The 17,668-nt window shown below is 69.1% G+C and carries 18 protein-coding genes and 1 pseudogene; 6 read left to right on the top strand and 13 right to left on the bottom strand.

All coding sequences use genetic code 11. The features are described 5' to 3' along the window. Positions 1-46: 46 nt before the first annotated feature. From ACIRA5_RS51710 to ACIRA5_RS51690, 5 genes are all read right to left on the bottom strand, one after another. Positions 47-553 (bottom strand): methylated-DNA--[protein]-cysteine S-methyltransferase, encoded by a 507-nt coding sequence (locus ACIRA5_RS51710; protein WP_403705140.1) that lies wholly within the window; start codon positions 551-553, stop codon positions 47-49. 160 nt (positions 554-713) lie between these two features. Further along, positions 714-1,217, bottom strand: coding sequence for a methylated-DNA--[protein]-cysteine S-methyltransferase (locus tag ACIRA5_RS51705; RefSeq protein ID WP_403705138.1), 504 nt, complete (start codon positions 1,215-1,217; stop codon positions 714-716). An 80-nt stretch (positions 1,218-1,297) separates the two neighbouring features. Further along, entirely contained in the window at positions 1,298-2,761 is a 1,464-nt protein-coding gene (locus ACIRA5_RS51700) for an AlkA N-terminal domain-containing protein (protein WP_403705135.1), read from the bottom strand. 158 nt (positions 2,762-2,919) lie between these two features. Next, a complete protein-coding gene (gene def, locus ACIRA5_RS51695; RefSeq protein ID WP_403705132.1) occupies positions 2,920-3,501 on the bottom strand; it encodes a peptide deformylase in 582 nt (193 codons plus the stop codon). Positions 3,502-3,675: 174 nt separating this feature from the next. Continuing rightward, positions 3,676-4,461 carry a 2OG-Fe(II) oxygenase gene (locus tag ACIRA5_RS51690; RefSeq protein WP_403705130.1) on the bottom strand — a complete coding sequence of 262 codons (786 nt, stop codon included), beginning with the start codon at positions 4,459-4,461 and terminating at the stop codon, positions 3,676-3,678. Positions 4,462-4,592: 131 nt separating this feature from the next. Between ACIRA5_RS51690 and ACIRA5_RS51685 the strand changes: the two genes are divergently transcribed. Beyond that, positions 4,593-4,886, top strand: coding sequence for a hypothetical protein (locus ACIRA5_RS51685; RefSeq protein ID WP_403705127.1), 294 nt, complete (start codon positions 4,593-4,595; stop codon positions 4,884-4,886). Positions 4,887-5,028: 142 nt separating this feature from the next. Here the strand turns inward: ACIRA5_RS51685 and ACIRA5_RS51680 are convergent, their stop codons facing one another. From ACIRA5_RS51680 to ACIRA5_RS51670, 3 genes are all read right to left on the bottom strand, one after another. Then, on the bottom strand, positions 5,029-5,694 hold the full coding sequence (locus ACIRA5_RS51680) for a hypothetical protein (RefSeq protein WP_403705124.1): 666 nt from the start codon (positions 5,692-5,694) through the stop codon (positions 5,029-5,031). A 37-nt stretch (positions 5,695-5,731) separates the two neighbouring features. Continuing rightward, entirely contained in the window at positions 5,732-6,352 is a 621-nt protein-coding gene (locus ACIRA5_RS51675) for an SMI1/KNR4 family protein (protein WP_403705121.1), read from the bottom strand. 409 nt (positions 6,353-6,761) lie between these two features. Next, the gene (locus tag ACIRA5_RS51670; RefSeq protein WP_403705119.1) at positions 6,762-7,394 is read right to left on the bottom strand and encodes a DUF2461 family protein; all 633 of its coding nucleotides are present in this window, start codon (positions 7,392-7,394) and stop codon (positions 6,762-6,764) included. Between the two features lie 201 nt (positions 7,395-7,595). Between ACIRA5_RS51670 and ACIRA5_RS51665 the strand changes: the two genes are divergently transcribed. Then, a complete protein-coding gene (locus ACIRA5_RS51665; protein WP_403705116.1) occupies positions 7,596-8,534 on the top strand; it encodes a Ku protein in 939 nt (312 codons plus the stop codon). A 54-nt stretch (positions 8,535-8,588) separates the two neighbouring features. Here the strand turns inward: ACIRA5_RS51665 and ACIRA5_RS51660 are convergent, their stop codons facing one another. Then, the gene (locus ACIRA5_RS51660; RefSeq protein WP_403705114.1) at positions 8,589-8,927 is read right to left on the bottom strand and encodes a DUF6233 domain-containing protein; all 339 of its coding nucleotides are present in this window, start codon (positions 8,925-8,927) and stop codon (positions 8,589-8,591) included. Between the two features lie 90 nt (positions 8,928-9,017). On the opposite strand from ACIRA5_RS51660, the gene ACIRA5_RS51655 reads away from it, so the two are divergent. Then, complete coding sequence (locus ACIRA5_RS51655) at positions 9,018-9,812, top strand: hypothetical protein (protein WP_403705111.1); 795 nt, start codon at positions 9,018-9,020, stop codon at positions 9,810-9,812. Positions 9,813-10,708: 896 nt separating this feature from the next. Next, a complete protein-coding gene (locus ACIRA5_RS51650; RefSeq protein WP_403705108.1) occupies positions 10,709-10,957 on the top strand; it encodes a hypothetical protein in 249 nt (82 codons plus the stop codon). A gap of 265 nt (positions 10,958-11,222) precedes the next feature. Here the strand turns inward: ACIRA5_RS51650 and ACIRA5_RS51645 are convergent, their stop codons facing one another. Beyond that, positions 11,223-12,116: a DUF1963 domain-containing protein gene (locus ACIRA5_RS51645; protein WP_403705106.1), complete on the bottom strand. Its 894-nt coding sequence runs from the start codon at positions 12,114-12,116 to the stop codon at positions 11,223-11,225. A gap of 248 nt (positions 12,117-12,364) precedes the next feature. Between ACIRA5_RS51645 and ACIRA5_RS51640 the strand changes: the two are divergent. Beyond that, a pseudogene (locus tag ACIRA5_RS51640) lies at positions 12,365-13,484 on the top strand (IS630 family transposase). A 60-nt stretch (positions 13,485-13,544) separates the two neighbouring features. Here ACIRA5_RS51640 and ACIRA5_RS51635 read toward each other — a convergent pair. From ACIRA5_RS51635 to ACIRA5_RS51625, 3 genes are all read right to left on the bottom strand, one after another. Next, positions 13,545-14,177, bottom strand: a complete 633-nt coding sequence (locus ACIRA5_RS51635) for a DUF6368 family protein (protein WP_403705103.1) — start codon at positions 14,175-14,177, stop codon at positions 13,545-13,547. A gap of 95 nt (positions 14,178-14,272) precedes the next feature. Further along, on the bottom strand, positions 14,273-14,413 hold the full coding sequence (locus ACIRA5_RS51630; RefSeq protein ID WP_403705195.1) for a DUF6207 family protein: 141 nt from the start codon (positions 14,411-14,413) through the stop codon (positions 14,273-14,275). Between the two features lie 470 nt (positions 14,414-14,883). Then, positions 14,884-16,326, bottom strand: coding sequence for an NF041680 family putative transposase (locus tag ACIRA5_RS51625; RefSeq protein WP_403705101.1), 1,443 nt, complete (start codon positions 16,324-16,326; stop codon positions 14,884-14,886). A 489-nt stretch (positions 16,327-16,815) separates the two neighbouring features. Between ACIRA5_RS51625 and ACIRA5_RS51620 the strand changes: the two genes are divergently transcribed. Next, positions 16,816-17,514 (top strand): hypothetical protein, encoded by a 699-nt coding sequence (locus ACIRA5_RS51620; RefSeq protein ID WP_403705098.1) that lies wholly within the window; start codon positions 16,816-16,818, stop codon positions 17,512-17,514. Positions 17,515-17,668: the final 154 nt, after the last annotated feature.

Here is a 17,668-nt window from a genome sequence, read left to right as displayed (position 1 = left end):
CCGTCCGCCGTCCGTGAGCGGGCGGGTGGGGCCAGGGTGGGGCCGGTCAGGCTGCCTGGTGGACGTTTTCGAGGTCCAGGAGCTGCTGCTTACGCTCCAGGCCGCCGGCATATCCGGTCAGCCGGCCGCCGGCGCCGATGACGCGGTGGCAGGGGCGTACGACCAGCAGGGGGTTCCCGCCGATCGCTGTGCCCACGGACCGCACCGCGGCCCTGGGGGCGCTGATCTTGTCGGCGATGTCGCCGTAGGTGAGGGTGGTGCCGTACGGGATAGCCTCCAGGGCCGTCCACACCTGCTGCTGGAAGTCCGAGCCGCTGGTGACGTACTCGATGTCGAAGCGGGTCAGCCGTCTCTCGAAGTAGGAGCGCAGCTGGGCGACGATCTCGGTGAACGCCTCCGGCTTGCTGATCCAGCCGTCCTGGACAACCGCCCCGTACTTCTGGCCGGGAACGGACAGCGAGGCGAGCGCGGTGCCGCCCTTCGCGGTGGCTGAGTCCTCGCCCACCAGCAGCAGTTCGCCCAGCGGGCTGTCCATCGTCGTGTAGGCCGTCATCGGTCAGGGTCCTTTCGTGCAGTCTCGGAATATCGGCGCCACCATCCACTTTGCGGCTTAAGAGCCAACTTGTCTGGCGGGATTCGGACGTCGCTCTGGGGTTGCAGCGACTCGGCGCCGTCTCCCGGGGCTTGTGAACTGGGTGTGCTGCGGCCGGTGTTCACATGAGGGTCGGTTGCAGGGCGCCTTCGTGGGTGAGGAGGTGCACCTTGCGCTCGACGCCGCCGGCGTAGCCGCGCATCGAGCCGTCCGCGCCGATGACGCGGTGGCAAGGGCGTACCAGCAGCAAAGGGTTCGCGCCGACTGCTGCACCCAGTGCCTGGATTCGCTCGGGCGGCAGCTCCAGCTGGCCCGCGAGGGTGCCGTAGGTGGTCGTGGTGCCGTACGGGATCTCCTCCAGCGCATGCCAGATGCGCTGCTGGAAGTCGGTGCCTTCGGAGGTGAACGGGATGTCGAAGCGGGTGAGTTCGCCCGCGAAGTACGCCTCCAGCTGGCGGATGGCGTCCGCGAACGGCTCTGCGGTCTGACGCCATCCGGGGCGCAGGGCAGGGGCGTTCCTCTGGCCGGGCATGGACAGCGAGGTCAGGGTGAACCCGTCGGCGCCCTCCTCGCCCGCCAGCAGCAGGTCGCCCAGCGGGCTGGTGATCGTCGTGCAGGCGGTCATCGTCGCCTCCTTCTCGTCAGTCTTCGGTCCACCTTCGACTCTGGTGTCCGGCAGGCCCGAGTGCTGGCGGGATTCGGACGTCACGCTGCAGGGGTGCGGCGCCGGTCTGCTGCCATGTTCCAGAAATGATGCATGGCATAGGTGCGCCAGGGGCGCCACCGCTCGGCGTCGATGAGATCGGCGCCCGCGAGTCGCATGCCGGCCTGCACGGCGACGTCGCCGGTGAGCAGGACGTCGGGGTCACCCAACGCCCGCATGCGGATGTAGCCGGCCGTCCACGGGCCGATCCCGCGCAGGCCCAGCAGCGCCTTCTCGGCCTCGTCGCGGTCCGCGCCCGCATCCAGGCACACCGTGCCTTCCGCGAGCGCGGTGGCGATGGTTCGTACGGTTGCGCGGCGGGAGTCGGGCATGCCGATCTCGGCCAGGGAGGCGTCGGCGAGAACGCCTGCACCGGGGAACACATGGGTGAGGCCGCCGTTCGGGACGGGAAGCGGCCGGCCGTAGCCGGTCACCAGCGTGGTACCGAGCTTCTGCCCGGCGGCGACGGAGACCTGTTGGCCCAGTACGGCGCGGATCGCCAGCTCGTGCGGATCGGCAGCTCCGGGGGCCCGCAGCCCGAGTCTGCTCTGGACGAGCAGGGCGAGCGCCGGGTCGGCGCCGAGGCGCTCGGTGACCGCATAGGGGTCTGCGTCCAGGTCGAGCAGACGGCGGATGCGCTGCGTGGCTGTGGTCAGGTCCCGCAGGTCGCCCAGGTGAAGATGGCACTCCAGCCAGCCGTCGCCGAGCTTCTCACTGACCTCGGCGACCCCAGGGGCGTGCGGTAGGTCCAGGGTGCGCCGGTAGGTGCGCCTGCCCGCGTTGCCGGTGATCTCCTCGATGCTGTCCAGGGCGCGGGCGGCGAGGTAGTCGAAGACCTCGGCCGCGGCGTAGGGGCCACGGTAGGCCAGCCGCAGCGGTATGCCCGCCGCCCCGTCGGCGCTGCCGACGGAGCCGTAGCGGGAGGAACGGCCCGGCCTGGCGGCACGCAGCTCGCTGGGGGTGACGGCGTAGATCTCGCGAATGGTGTCGTTGAACTGCCTCACGCTAGCGAACCCGGCCGCGAAGGCGATATCGACGGCCTGCAGGGACGTGGTCTGCAGCAGGATCCGCGCGGTGTGCGCACGCTGGGCGAGTGCGATCGGACCGGCACCGAGCTCGGCATTCAGCTGCCGCTGCACCTGCCGGGCGCTGTAGCCCAGACGCGCAGCCAGTCCGGCGACGCCCTCCCGGTCCACGACGCCGTCGCCGATCAGTCGCATCGCACGGCCCACCACGTCCGCTCGCGTGTTCCAGGCGGCGGAACCGGGCACCGCGTCCGGCCGACAGCGCCGGCAAGCACGGAAACCCGAGTGCTGGGCGGCCGCCGCAGTGAGGAAGAAGCACACGTTCTGTCGCTTCGGCGTGGTCGCAGGACAGTTGGGCCGGCAGTAAATGCCGGTCGTGGAGACGGCGAAGAAGAAGTTGCCGTCGAAACGGGCATCGCGGCTGCACACCGCCTCGTACATGCTGTCGTCGCTGGTCGCCCTCCCAGGGTGCGGCAGCACACAATCGGGCGCTGGCGGAAAACGGACGCCGCGCTCCTCATGGGCGGCGGCTCAGGTGCGCAGGCCCAGCGCGGCGGCCCGGGCGGCGCGGCGGGCGATGACCGCCTGCCCGACCCGGGTCATCTCCCGCAGCGCCTCCAGCCCGCCCGCTTCGGCAGCAGGTCCAGGTAGAGCACGCCGTCGAGGTGGTCGAGTTCGTGGCTCAGGCAGCGCGCCGCGTAGCCGTTCGTCATGACCTGCACCGGCGCCCCGGTCAGGTCGGTGCCGCTGACCAGGAGGGCGTGCGGTCGGTGGACGACCTGGTAGACGCCGGGCACGGACAGGCAGCCCTCCTCGTCGCGCACGCTGCGACGGCGGCTCTTCGGGCCGGGCTCGGCGACCGGGTTGATCACATGCCCGACGTGCCGGACGCCGCCTTCGTCAGTGCAGTCATAGACGAAGACCCGCAAAGTCTCTCCGATCTGGTTGGCAGTCAGACCCATGCCGTCCGCCGCGTACATCGTGGCGAACATGGCGTCGACCAGCCCTGACAACTCCGGTGTGCCGAAAGCACATTCGGCGACTGGTGTGCACGGGCGGCGCAGCACCTCGGCACCGACCCGCACGATGGGCCGGACCCGGCCGCGCAGCGCCTGCGGAGCCATCCGCGGGTACGCGCCAGCGGGTACGCCGTTGAGCAGAACCGACAGGCGGCGGCCCATGGTGGCACTCCTTTCATCCGGCCGCAGTCGCCCGCGGGCACTCTTCCCGGGCCGGGACCCGCCGAGGGACACACCGGCCGTCTCCGCCGCACCCGGCTGTTGGTTCTGCTCCGCGCAGACGAGGGCCATCCCAGGCGCGCCTGCTCCGAGCGCGAGCCAATCGGAAAGGACAGGTCAGCGGGCGTTGTGGAAGATGAGGCCGAGGGTGGTGCGCTGCCCGGACTCGACCGCGTTGGTGCCGTGGCGCATCGGGTGGCGGCGGAAGCCGTTCTTGCCGCGGATCGGGCGGTGCCGCACAGGGAAGATCATTCCCTGGCCGAGTTCGGGTTTGACCACGATCGCGCGGGACTGGAAACGGGGCCGCTGCTCAACGAACACATTCTCCCCGCCGGTGAAGTCCTCGCCGGGCTGGTTGAGCATGACCGCGATCTGCAGCGGGAACACGATGTCACCGTAGATGTCCTGGTGCAGGCACGCGTAGTCACCTGGGCCGTACTGGAGGATCAGCGGAGTGGAACGGCGCTGCCCGTTGTCCGCGCACTCGGCCAGCAACTCCTCCAGGGAGAGCGGGAAGGTGCGCTCGTTCAGCTGCGGCGCCCACTGGTTGGCCATCCACGCCATCGGCGGATACAGCCGCTCCCGCAGGGTCTGGATCACCTGCACAGCGGCCGGGTCAGCGTAGTACTTGTAGGTGCCACGGCCGAACTGATAACGCTGCATGACGACCGTGGAGCGGAACAGGCCGGGCTCCTCGAAGGTGTCGGTGATCCCCTGGCACTGCGCGCGCGACAGCAGCGGCGGGGTGAGCGCCACGCCCTCCTCGTTCAGTTGGTCATACAACTGGCCCCAGTCGAGCGCGCCGAGCCCGGGCAGACCGTCCGTGGCAGGGACGCGCGGCGGCTGGCCGGCCGGTGCGGCGGAGAGGAACAGAGTGTCGGCTGCAGGGGTGGACTGGTTCATGAAGGGGTCTTTCGTAGATCTGTAGTACGGGGGCAGGTCTGCGAACCTCCTCGACCAGGTCGGGGCGTCCGCCCCCGCCGTCAGCGATCGTCCCGCCCGACACGGCCAGATGCTGGCGAGATTCCGAGCGGATGGACGCCGCGGTGCTGCTGGCCGGGCACGTCCGGGGCATCGCCGAGCAGGCCCGCGCGGCCCGGCCGGACAGCTCGCCCGAGACGGAACTCCTGGCCGTCCTTGGCCCCCTGGTGCACCAGCACGCCGACCGCTTCCCCGCGCTCGCCGCGGCCATTGCCTCACAGTACGGCCGGGATCAGGCGCTGGACTTCGGCCTGGAGCGGATCCTTGACGGTCTGGAGGCCCTGATCACGCGCCGCACCGGGTACCTCGGGGAAGATCAGCCGCGACTCATTTCAAGTGGCGCCTAGTCGGGGGCGATCTCCAGCCGATGCATCCTGGCCCTGACCAGCCCTACTCGCGAACACCCTGCCCTTGTTCCCCGGCACGTGCGGGCCCAGTCGCGTCGGGCGTAGGCGACCCAGCGGAGTGCGGTGTGGCGGTGAATCTCGGTCACATCGGCGAGGATCGGGCTGGGGAGATCAGCAGCGAGGGCGGCCAACGCCGCGTTGCGCGCGGTGCGAACCGGGATGCCGTGCCGGTTGAGCTTCTGAGCCATGCCGTGGGACGAGATCGGCTTGCCCGGGACCATGCCCGGGAAGAGCCACCGGGGGTACTACCCCCGTACCCCTGATGAGACACGGCAGTTGTGCGTAAACAACCCTGGTTGTGGAGGGTGTTGTACCAGGTGAGTGCGGTGTTGCGGTCGGTGGTGGCGGAGACGGCCTGGATCGGGGTGTTCGCGGGCAGGCCCGCCAGGCTGCGGCGTACGGCGTACGGGCGTGCTCGTATGTCCCCGTTCGGCGGTGGCAGTTGCAGGGCGTCGAAGGCGCTGTAGTGCGCGGGGTGCTGGGCGGCCAGTCGGTGGGCGCGGGCGGGGGAGGAGGCGGCTCGGGCCTGTGCGGCCTCGAAGCTGATCCGCCCGTCCTCGGTGGTGATGACGGCCTCGCCGTCGAGGACGGTCCCGGCCGGGAGGTGGTGGCCGGCGAGGGCGAGGTCGCCCCATGCGGCGGTGACGTCGCGTCCGGAGCGGGCCTGCAGCCGGACCCCGTCGTCGGTCCGCCACATGATCATTCTGTGCCCGTCGTTCTCCAGACTTCGCCATGTCTCATGAGACAAGGGCGCTGTGAGGATCTCGGGTTCGAGTCCCGTCGCCTCAACACACTGCGGCTTGCGACCACGGAGTTTTCCGGGCCCTGGCCCGGGGGCCCCAGGGGGCGCTTGCGACGGTCGCCGGGGAGGTGAGCCCCAGAGCGTCGTTGTCCTTGCCGTCCCGCATGTGGTCCAGCCAGCGTTCGTACCAGGAGAGGAAGTCCTGGGCCGAGGAGACGTTCGGGGGCCAGAAGCCGTCCGCGTTACCGGTGAGCATGCGGCCGGTGAGGGGGCCAGTCACGCCGATGAGGCACAGGTCGGTGCAGCCCATTTCGATGATGTGGAGGAACAGGTCTCCTTGCAGCGCGTCCGGGTGATTCACGTGATGGAATCCCCGCGGGGTGCCGTCCGGCGGCTGCCGGTCCATGGTGAACAGCCTGCACTCCTCCAGCGGAAGCAGGCCGTAGAAGGGGCCGGCACCGTTGCCCCCAAGTTCGACAAGGAACTTTCGGTAGGCCGACGGCAATTCGATGCGGTGTTCGCCCTCGAAGACGTCCGCCTGCGCGGAACTGATGCGCGGGCCAACACGAAACGCGTGACGCTCGGCGCCCATCGAGTGGCTGCGCTGCACCTGGTACGGGACCTTCGCCAGCTTGGAGCGTATGCGCGATATGCGGGAGTCCATCGGAGGATCTCTTCTCTCGTCCGCCGCCACCCTACTGGCCCGCCCGAATGAGATATCTCCGGATGTCTGGAGAACCGTCGAGTTTCATCTCGTAGCTCCAGTCCGTGCCGGTGAGCAGTTTCCGGTACGGACTGCGCGAGGGCGACGGAGACGGGCCAGTCCACCCGTCCAGCCTGCGTCGGGGGTGGCTGCGGCGCCCGTCGGTGCCGTCAGGAAGCGGGCCGTGCTGGGGGCTCACAGGCTGGTTGTAGGATCTCGCGCTTCGCTGCATATACCAAGGCTGTGACCTGCGGCTTCTCGCGGTGCCTCACGCTGCTTCATCTGCGGTTGTCTCGGCTCTCGGTGCATCCCCGCCAGGTTTGGCGACACGGGTGTGGTTCCTCCCGTGCCGCGCGGCGCCCTGGTGATGTCAGGCGGCGCGCTTCACGTGGCGGACCAGCCACATCAGCAGGGCGTCCAGGTCGGCGGCGGCCGAGAGGACCCGGTCGACCGCCTCGGGGGTGTGCAGCCACTCCTCGCAGCCGAGGGGACGGGCGGCTATCAGCGAACGGTGGCGCAGCAGGTTCATGCGGGTGTGGTGCGTCGGATAGCCGCGTGGGGGGCGTTTCATCAGGTCCCCGGAGATGTCGTAGCCCTTCTTCCGCACGTCCTCGACGATGGCGGACAGTTCGCGGCCGCTCCCCTCGGAGGCCACGGCTTTGCGGAACATGTCCACCTGGCCGGGATCGGGGTACCACCAGGCGCCCTGGATCCGCAGGCCGTCCAGGGCGAAGCGGAGGCCGATCTCGATCTTGCGGCCGAGCCGGATCACCGCGCTCTGGTGCTGCCACCACCAGGAGTCGGTGCGGTAGTGCCAGACGGAGAAGTCCTCGTATCGGGGGTCGGTGTCCGCGACCTCGTTGAGCAGGGCGATCATCGGCTGCCGGACCAGGCGTTCGCGGTCCGCGCGATAGCGCTCGCGGGTCGCGTGGGTCGGTTCGCCCTGGAGCTGCCACAACACGTCCATGGCCTGCTCCGGCCAGCCGGTGAACTGTCCGCGCATGCGGGCAGGTTAGCTCACCCATGGTCCGCGCGCGGAGAGTGAGACGGGCAGGGAGCCGTGACCCCAGACAAGGCGGGAGGTGCTGCGGCGGGTTTTCGTCGGCCAGTCGAGAGTGCAGTCGATATGAAGCGGGCGATGCGATTGTGCAGCCGAACTTGAGATCCCACACTGGTGGGGCTCGGGGTGTCGTGGAGGTCTGTGATGCCCCGACCGCTGTGGAGCGGCGCCATATCTTTTGGCTTGGTGACCATTCCGGTGAAGCTGATGAGTGCCACCGAGGACCGTTCGGTCCGTTTCCATCAGGTCCATACGGAGGACCTGGGCCGGGTGCGGGTGCGCAAGTACTGCGAGGCGGAGGACCGCGAGGTGTCCGCGGGCGAGATCGGCAAGGGGCACGAGGTCTCCAAGGACACGTTGGTCGCCATTACGGACGAAGACCTGGAGCGGATGCCGCTGCCGACTGCGAAGGCGATGGAGATCGTCGCGTTCGTGCCGGCCGCGTCGATCGACCCGGTTCGGCTGAGCGGCGACAGCTACTTCTTGCAGTACGACGGCCCGGTCGGGGCGAAGCCGTACGTGCTGATCGCCCGGGCATTGCCTCGCAGTACGAAGGTGGCCGTCGCGAAGCTGGCGTGGCACGGGCGTGAGCGCCTGGTGCTGCTGCGGGTGCGGGACGGGGCACTGGTCGCGCACGTGCTCAAGTGGGACGACGAGGTGCGCGACCCCTCCGAGCTCGCACCGAAGGAGGCCAAGGTCACCGACTCCGAGATCGACGAAGCCGTTCAGCTGATCGACTCGATGACGACGGACGACATCTCCGGCTACCGGGACGGGTACCGCCAGGCACTCGAGGCGGTCATCGAGGCGAAGGCCGAGGGCCAACAGCCGCCCAAGCCGAGCACCGAGGACGAGGAAACGGGCGGCCAGGTCGTCGACCTGATGGCGGCCCTCCAGGAGAGCGTCCTCATGGCCCAGGCCGCGCGCGGCGAGGACGCCGGCGATGCCGAGGTCCACGAGATGCCGACGGCCAAGAAGCAGACGGCCGGGAAGACGGCGGGGAAGGCACCCGCCAAGAAGATCGCGAAGAAGTCCGCGAAGAAGTCCGCGGCCAAGAAGCCGGCCCGGCGGCAGGGCGCCTAGGCCGAAGTCCTGTGCCGGACGGGGGAGTAGAGATGCGGCGTCGTCTGTGGCTGGTCAGTCGAGGATGCGGAGCTGGGCGTCGGGCTTGCAGTGCGTACGGGCGCGCATGCCCGAGCTGAGGAGCCGGCGTGCTTCGTCGCGCGGGACGGAACGTCGTCGTTTGCCCGCGGCGTAGCAGCCGCCCACATGCACCTCGATGGGCGGGCGTCCGTTGCCGATGCCGAGTTCGACGATCCAGTCCGGCTCCTGCGGGCGGCTCTTCCGGCCCTGTTCCTGTTCGGCTTCCCGCTCTTGAAGGGCGGCGATCTTGGTGTCGATGCGCTGCAGCCACATGGCGTGCCACATCCGCAGGGTGAGCAGTCGTGCCAGGTCAGGCGGCAGGTCATCAAACATGCTTCCGATTCTAGATCCGCAGGCGACTGGGTCACCCTCCCGCGTGTTCGAATGCTAGTGCGATAATGCGGGGTGGGGGAGGCGGGTGCTGTGGAGGTAGGGACTGAGGCATGGCGGGTGGCGAGCGTGATGCATGTGCGCTGTCCGGATCGTCTGCCGGAGGACGTCTACCGGCAGGTGCTCGAGCAGCTGGCGGTGCTGTCCCCGGTCGTCCAGGCGCTGCCTCCGGCGGCGGCCCTGGTGGAGCTGAAGGGTGCGCTGCGCTATTACGGCGTGGATGCGCGGCGGCTGGGGGAGGTGCTGCGGGTGCGGAGCATGTCCCGGCTGGGTGTCGACGTACGGGTCGCGATCGGCCCGTCCATCACGGTCGCGGCCACCGCCTCCGGCCAGATCACCGGGCCGGGCGGTGTCCTCGCCGTCGGCCCTGGCCGGGTGGCCGACTGGCTCGGACCGCTGCCCGTCGAAGCCCTCCATGGCATCGGCTCCCGCCATGCCCAGGTCCTGCGCGGCTACGGCGTGCACTGTGTCGGCCTGCTCGCCGCGATCCCGTCGGCCAGCGTGCAGCGCCTGTTGGGCGGCCGGGCCGGCCGCCAGGTGGCCGACCGGGCCCGCGGCATCGACCCCCGCCCCGTCACCTCGCGCGCCCTGCCCGCCTCCGCGAGCGTGAGCCGCATCTTCCCCCGCCACACTCTGGACGGCGTCGCCGTCCGCGCGGCCCTGCTCGACCTGGTCGTCACCCTCGCCCTCCAGCTCCGTGGTCGGGGCCAGGCGGCCCGCGGCGTGACCCTGGCCCGGCGCTTCGCCGGAGGCACCACGTGGGAGAAGACCCGCCGGCTCCGGGGGGCCTCCGCACATGACGACGACCTGCGCACGCCTACCGGCTGATCGATGCGGCAGGACTTCAACGAGGCCGCCTCACCGGAATCACGCTGAAAGGCGAGGACCTGATCGCCGCCGATCAGGTTGCCGAACAGATCAGCTTCGACGGTGCGCGCGAGGCCCGGCTGGGCGCCGAAGAAGTCGGCGACCGTATCCGTGCCAAGTTCGGGCCCGGCGCGATCCGCCCCGCCATCACACTCCTGCGCGTCTCCTGACCTGCCCGACCCCGCCGCGGAGGCGAGTGTCGTGCTGCTCCAACCGCCAGCGGAATCCGTCTCCTCTGGGGCGAGGAGACGGGCTGGGCGTATGTCTACGTCGGCCCCGGATACTCGATGCCCGTGGCCCGGTCACCTCACTCCGGCGCTCTGGCGCGTCTACGCGACCCCGGAGTCGGTCGCTGCCGTGGCCGGCTCCCTCGTGCACGCCGGGCGGCCGCCTGCCCAAGCTCACGAAGAGGAGTGGCCGCAGGCGGGCGCTGTACGCGCCGCGATCGAGCGTTCCAACTGGCCAGCATCAGCAGGGCTCCTGCTCCCCGAAGTCTCGGCTGCCGCACTCGTTCCTGCAGCCACTGGCCCGGCGTGTGACAGAGAAGCAGAGCGCGTACTCCGAGGACTGCCCACATGATGGCCAGGATGAACGGTGCCAAGGCCAGCACACCGAAGATGAACAACTTGTCCCCCTGCCGCCTGCTGCTGTCGCGTCACGCGACGCTCCAATCCAACCTGCAGGGAGGGGAGTTCCTAGCTTCGGGGTGGGGACGGCGTTCCACGCCGTGGTTTGGTGCCCACCACAAGGTCGGCACCAAATCCAAAACCCCGTCGTGGGAGCGGCCACGACGCCGTTGACGGAGCCCCGTAGTCTGCTGTGACGCAAAACGGCGTGATCCTCGGCGGGAGACCCTGATGACAGGCGGCAGCAGGTCCAGCACGGATCTCAGGGGCGGCCACATCGGACTAGTCGTCACGATCATTGCTCTGGTCGTCATTGCCAGTTTCTCCGGCATTCGCTGGACTTTGATCGTCGCGGGGTGCTGCACCGCCTGGTTCATCCTCGCGCTGACCATCATCTGCATCAGGGGTGGACGCGGCGGAGAAGCCGTTCGACGGGCTTACGTCGCCACTTTCGGCTGGGGCGACTATGTCACCCCCTGACGGGGGTGAACGGCCAGATGACGCCCGGCAGTACGTTGCCGGTTGCAATGGCGGCGTGTCAGTCCGCCGTTGCTGCCCAGGCAGTTTTGTTTGGATCAGCTGGTCGTTGGTCCGGGTGTGCCGGGCGTGGACCACGCGCAGCGCCACCGGCGCCCGTCGTTGCCGGCACGGTCCCGGATGCCGGGCAGCGCCCCGAGTCGGACGGGCCCCACCGCCGCCCGGCCGGTGGCGTGCCTGGGGACCGGCGCGGTGGGGCCAGATCGGCTCAGGGGTTCCAGAAGAACGAGACGTGCGCGCGGTCGAAGCGACGCTCGGCCAGGTCCTGCCGTGGGATCACCCAGTGCAGGGTGGAGCCCTCCCGTCCGCGGAGACCGATGTCCCACTGGGCGAGCAGCATCCATTCGTCAGGAGCGGGCAGTTCCACGGCGTCGCCGGGCTCGTCCGACCGCGCGGTCCGGAACTGCCGCGCCCGCGCAGCTTTCAACGCGGCATCTACGACAGGGTCCCCTTCCGTGCACTCGTGGGAGGCGTACCCGCCGATGTGCAGCGGGCCGTCGACGGCGATGTCGCCGGAGGTTTCCAGCCACGCCTCGGCCAGCTCGCCGGCGCGGGGGTGACCGGGGAACGGAATGTCGTCGTGGGGCGGCTCCGGGGCGGCGGTCACGAAGTGGTACGGCAGGCAGACGTCGGCCGACAGGCGCAGCTCGTCCTGCGGGAACTGCTCGTAGATGCCGCGTGTCCCGTCGTCCCATTCGTCTCCCTCCCCGCCGTAGACGTACGGGTACTTCGTCTTCCGTTCCTCGATGGATGTCCCGGCCGGGATGTACACGACCTCACCGGCGCTGGCGCTGTAGTCCGTCATCTCGGGGAAGCCGAAGAGCAGCAGGCGCCCGTCCGGCGGCAGCGGCAGGCCCGTCACCTCCTCGGGCAGGCCCGCGCAGTCGAGGGTGGCGAGCAGGGGGAACCAGGGGTCCGGGGCGTCGGTGGGCAGCATCAGCGGGCCACCGAACCGGCCGACGACCGGTCCGTCCCCGCTCGTGATGAGCGTCCCGGACGGGCGGGCGGTGGCGATCCACCGCTCCACGTCCTGTGACGGTAAGCCGCGCTTCAGTGCTTCTTCACGGAACGGCCGCAGCCGGCCGAGCAGTTCAGGGTTCATGTGGGAGAACGTTATGCCCGTGGTCTGACAGCCGGGGGCGGCCGGGCTGCACGGGGAACGGGCTGTGCCCGCGCCGCCGTGCCCGATAACCCGGCTGACCACCCCGCGAGGGGCACGAACGGTCAGTACCTCTACGTGCCGAACTGCTGTCGCAGGTCCAGGTAGTGCTGTGACCGCTTAGGTTCGTCGGGTCGGCGGTCGTAGCGGTTGGATGTGCGGTGACATCCGATCCGACCGCTGGAGGCGCGGTGCCCGAGCCGGTCCGTGTGCGCAGACTGACCGACCAGGAGGGGCAGAAGCTGCAGCAGATCGTGCACCGGGGCAGCACCAGTTCGGTTCGCTACCGGCGGGCGATGATGCTGCTGGCCTCGGCCGGCGGGAACCGGGTGCCGGTGATCGCCCAGTTGGTGCAGACCGACGAGGACACCGTCTGGGATGTGATCCACGCGTTCAATGAGAAGGGCCTGGCCTGCCTGGACCCTCGGTGGGCGGGAGGCGCGTCCCCGCCAACTCGGCGATGATGACGAGGACTTCGTCATCGCGACGGCCACCTCCCGCCCGGTCAAGCTCGGCCGGCCGTTCACCCGCTGGTCGCTGCCCAAGCTGGTCGCCTACCTGCGCAAAGTGCAGGGCCGGGTGATCCGCATCGGCCGTGAGGCGTTACGGTGCCTGCTCGCCCGCCGCGGCGTCACCTTCCAGCGCACCAAGACATGGAAGGAATCCCCGGACCCCGAACGAGAGGCGAAGCTGGACCGTATCGAGCACGTGCTGGACCGCTTCCCAGACCGGGTTTTCTCCTTCGACGAGTTCGGCCCGCTCGGGATCCGGCCCACCGCGGGCTCGGGCTGGGCTGAACAACGGCGTCCCGACCGGCTGCTGGCCACTTGCCACCGTACCCACGTAGTCCGGTACTTCCACGGCTTCTACTCGGTCGGCGACGACCGTCTGTGGGGCGTAAACCGCCGAAAGAAGGGTGCCGCGAACACGCTGGCCGCGCTGAAGTCGATCCGGGCCGCCCGGCCTGACGGCGCACCCATCTACGTGATCCTGGACAACCTGTCCGCCCGCAAAGGCGCCGACATCCGCCGCTGGGCGAAGAAGCACAGGGTCGAGTTGTGCTTCACCCCGAGCTACGCCTCGTGGGCGAACCCGATCGAGGCGCACTTCGGACCGCTGCAGCAGTTCACCATCGCCAACTCCCACCACCCCAACCACACGGTGCAGACCCGGACCCTGCACGCCTTCCTCCGCTGGCGCAACGCCAACGCCCGCCACCACGACCTTCTGGTCGCCGAACGCAAGGAACGTGCCCGCATCCGCAGCGAGAAAGGCATCCGCTGGGGCGGCCGACCCGCTCTCGCCGCATGATCAGGCAACATGGTGAACGTTCCAGGTCACAGCACCACCTCCGCTGCGGATCTGTCTGGGCTACTTGACCAGCCGGAAGGCGGGGTGCCCAACCCAGGCCCGCAGGAACTCGGCCGTTCCCAGCGCCATCCAGTTGTCGTCCGCGATCCCGAACACCCCCGGAAGGTCAGCGACGACCGACGCCTGTCCGTCCAGCAGCTCGGCTTTGGCCACACCCCCGATGGCGTCCATGACAGTGGCGGTCAGCAGGGCCGTGGCCACGTGGTCGATCTCGCGATTGCAGCCGGCGCTGACGTTGACGGCATGGGTCGGCCTGAAGCCGAGGATGGCCTCTACCTCGGGCTCGTCCGCGTGCTCAGCCTCGAAGATGCTCTCGTCGCCGACACCCGGCCCCATCAAGTAGACCAGGAAGGGCCGACGCCAGTCCTCGCGCTGCGGATTGAACCCCACCAGGGCTGTGAGCTCCTCGTCCGCGGCGGTGTTACCGAGGAGTGGAAGCGGGAACGGCTTTCGCCGGTCCTCCTCTCGCCTGTCCTCGACGCCCAGGCGCTCTGCGGGCACGTTGACGTCGAAGAACCCAGGCCGCTTCTCGGCGAAGTGGGAGGAGAGCCCCACCATCAACGCGCGGAACTCCCGCAGCGCAGCCGGGGAGAGCGGTTCCGCCAACTCGATCACCAACGTCGGACCAGACATGCTGGGAGCCTAGTTTGATCGGCTCCGCGACCGCTCAAATTGTTCCCACACCGAGTCCAGCCGGTCCGAGCACCGGCGCCGCCAACCCGGCGAACCTATGCGGTCAGAGCAGTAGCAGCGCAGCCGTACGCCGGGCTCGCCGGGCGTGCGTGTCGTACGTCCGCCGTCGCGGTCGCCCATCGCGTGGCGAGTACTTCCTGCGGGGCAAATGCCGTCTGGTCGTCGGCGGCCGCGATTTACACGGCGGCCAGCCCCCGGCTCCGCTACATGCGCGTCATTATCTGCCTCATGTCTGGCACGACGTGGCGACGCCCCTGGAGGTTCTCCCGCCTGAGCGGCTTCACCCGGCCGGTGCGCAGCTACGCGGGCGTGCTGACGTAGCGCACGGTCGGACCCCACCGCTCCATCACGGGCGCGATGCACCACTGGCACAGCGGACAGCGGACAGCCGACACTGCCGTACTTGTGTGTCTTGCGCTGGCGCCCGGCGCACAGGCCGACCCGGTCACCGGGGCAGGTCAGCGCGGACGGGTCGGGCTCCGTGATGGGAGATATCGGAGTTGTCGTCATGAATCCTTTTCTGGGTGACGATTTCCGGTCACCTCACCCACAGGATATCGGCCCGACTGACACTGTTGTTCGATCCGTGCGCGCAGGTCATCCCCCACCGTTTCGTTACGGGGGCGATCCGGGCTGAGCTTGATCTTTATGGTCTGGCCTGGTTGCGTTCGGCGATGGTCTCGGGTCGTCTGACCGTTTTGCCCACGTCGTAGTGGGTGGCGGGGTATCGGTTCTTCGAGCCGGGCGGTCGGCCGGGGCCGGGCCGGTTGGGTTTCGGTGCACGGGCCGGGCAGGGCAAGTTGGGGCGGAGGTTCCTGAACCCCCGGCGGACCCGGGCGGGGGTGAGACGGCCGGACTCGGCCGGCCGCTCCCAGGGGTGGCGGAGGTCCTCGGCCAGCGGCCGGGCGAGGCCGAGTTGGGTATGCGCTGCGATGATCAGCCAGGTCCACCGGTCCGCCGCCTCGGGTGTGCGGAGCTTCGGGCGGGTCCAGCCCAGCGCCTGTTTGATCATCCGGAAGGTGTGCTCCAGATCGAACCTGCGCAAGAACGCCTGCCAGCGCAGGTCGACGTCCTCCCCCGATAGGCCGGTGGTCGACGTCCACAGCCAGACGGGGAGTGGGTCGTGGCCGCCGGGCAGTCGCTCGACCTCAAGACGGATCAACGTGCCCTCGATGACCGGGAGTTCGCCGGCGTGGTCGATCCATGCCGAGCGCGTGGTCAGCCTCGGGTGAATGCGGTCCCAGGCCATCACGCAAGCGGTGCCGTAGCGGTCGGTTACCTGCACGGTCTCCGCGTCCGGATCGCCCCAGGAATCCGGCTTGGCGAAGCGGAACTCCTTGCCGTGCTTCGGCGGTCGTCCGCCCTGCGGCAGTGAGATCCATGGCACCGGGACCGGCTTGCGCATCACCCGGTCCGTGCGCATCCGCCCCAGGACCTCCACCGGCAGTCCTTCCAGCAGGTAGGCCATGCGGGGAGCATCGTATCCGGCGTCGAAGACGACCAGGATGTCGCGGTCACCCGCGTGCCAACGGCCCATGTCGATCAGGTCCTCGACCACGCGGCGGACCTGGGCCGCGGTGACCTCGGCGACATCGTCGGCCGGCCCCAGCCGCAGTGCGTCCAGGATCTGGCACCACGAGGTCCGGCCCGACTCCAGTGCGGCCACGAACGAGTAGGGCCAGCCGGGCACAAACTGGTCCGACGAACGTCCGCTGCGGCCGTAGACATGGCAGAACAAACGGTCCGCACTGGTCGGGGCGTCCGGCCGGAGCCAGTGGGTGACGTCCACCGCCAGGACCAGGCGCTCGTCGGCGGCCGCGGGCTGCGGCAGCCCGGCCAGCACCTGCCGCAGCCGCGGCACATCGACGTTCCCGCGGTTCAAGGCTTCGTACATCGCGCCGTGCCCGCGCCGGTGCTCGGCCACCAGCGTGAGGTCCACCGGTGTGGTCACCGGCCCGTCCGCGCACAGCAACGCGTCGGTCAACTCGAACAACGTGTCCCCGCGCGCGGTCAGGCAGTCGAAGAAGTCGCCCCGGAAATGTGACGCCACAGCTAATGCTTCACTTGGAACAACAGGCAGCAGACTCACCCTCACAGCCCTCGTCTTGATCAGCGCACCTTGTTCGCAGCACATGATCAGACGAATGCCGCCTCAGTGTCCGGAGAATGCCCAGCTAAGCGGCATAGTTCGAGGCACATTTCGACACTGGATGTCCTGTGGCACGACCACTGGACAGATTGCCACTGGGTTGGGCTGGTCGAGGACCGGTAAGGTAGCGCTCTTCGGGCGGCTCAGCCCCTGGAGTCCTAGAGGCGACTTCCTATGAACCTCCGCCCCATGACTGCTCGTTCCGATGCCGCGATACACCACGTGTGGCGGCTTCCCGCTGCCGATGCCGGCCGGGGGTACCGAGCCCTCTGGTGGAGTGTCGGGCCCGCCGGGGAGCTTGCAGTCCTGTTGGTCCACCGGCGTTATCTCGCTCGCAATCGCTACCCCAAGGGGTGGATCGGGTGTGGGCTGGAAGTTCCGTTCACTGGTGAATTGGTCACCATCACCGGTCAGGAGGTGCGGCGCACCATGCTGAAGGACATTCGGATGTGGCCAGGCCACCTGGCTCTGCTCCCGGATTCCCGATTCCTGCTGGTGAGTGGCCGCACGTTCCGGAACGAGGCCGAGGGTCCCTGGCCGTCCAATGCTGTGGTGTTCTCCCCATCCGGGACACCTGAAGCCGAGTTCTGCGTCGGTGATGACATCCCCGCCCTGGTCACCGATGTCCACGGAGGCATCTGGACGGCTTACGGCGACGAAGGCATCTACGGCGGCCACCCCGAGTCGGGAGCGGGCCTCGCGGGCTGGAACACCCGAGGCCAGGCGGCCTGGACTCCCGACGGGCGGCTGCCCGACCACCCTCTGCAAGGTTGCACCGCCGCGACCGAGAACGAACGGGTATGGCTCGTGTGGTCCTCCGGCAGCAGCAGAGGCGGCACCTTCCTGACACAGATCACCCCGTCCACCGGGGACGTGGTCAGCTACCCCAGTCCGGTCCGCAACCCGGACGGATTCGCGGTCCGAGGCAACCAGGCAGTACTCACACGCCGAAACCACAACAAGCGGTCCGTCGAGCTCACACGTGCCGAACTCAACGGCACCACGTGGACAGTGACCAGCCGCCGCACGCTTCGCGTTCCCGGACGAGTGGTCATGCGTTGCGGCCAAGGGCGCAACGGCTCCCTCTGGCTCCGCGCAAGCGACACCTGGCTGCGCGTAGAAGCATGAGCACCCCCACAACATCGCAGCCGGTCCAGCCCCGATGGCAGGTCACAGACCACCGAAGGTTAAAGAACTTCCCAATGACGATGTCAAGCCGCTGTCGTGACGGTTGGTAGGGCTTCGTAGCACGCGCCGTCGCGGATCATGGCCCACAAGACGT

The organism is Streptomyces sp. NPDC096311 (assembly GCF_044763085.1).
In the GTDB taxonomy this organism is placed as follows: domain Bacteria; phylum Actinomycetota; class Actinomycetes; order Streptomycetales; family Streptomycetaceae; genus Streptomyces.
Note: the sequence above shows the minus strand (reverse complement) of the source record. Positions and strands in the feature narration are given on the sequence as shown.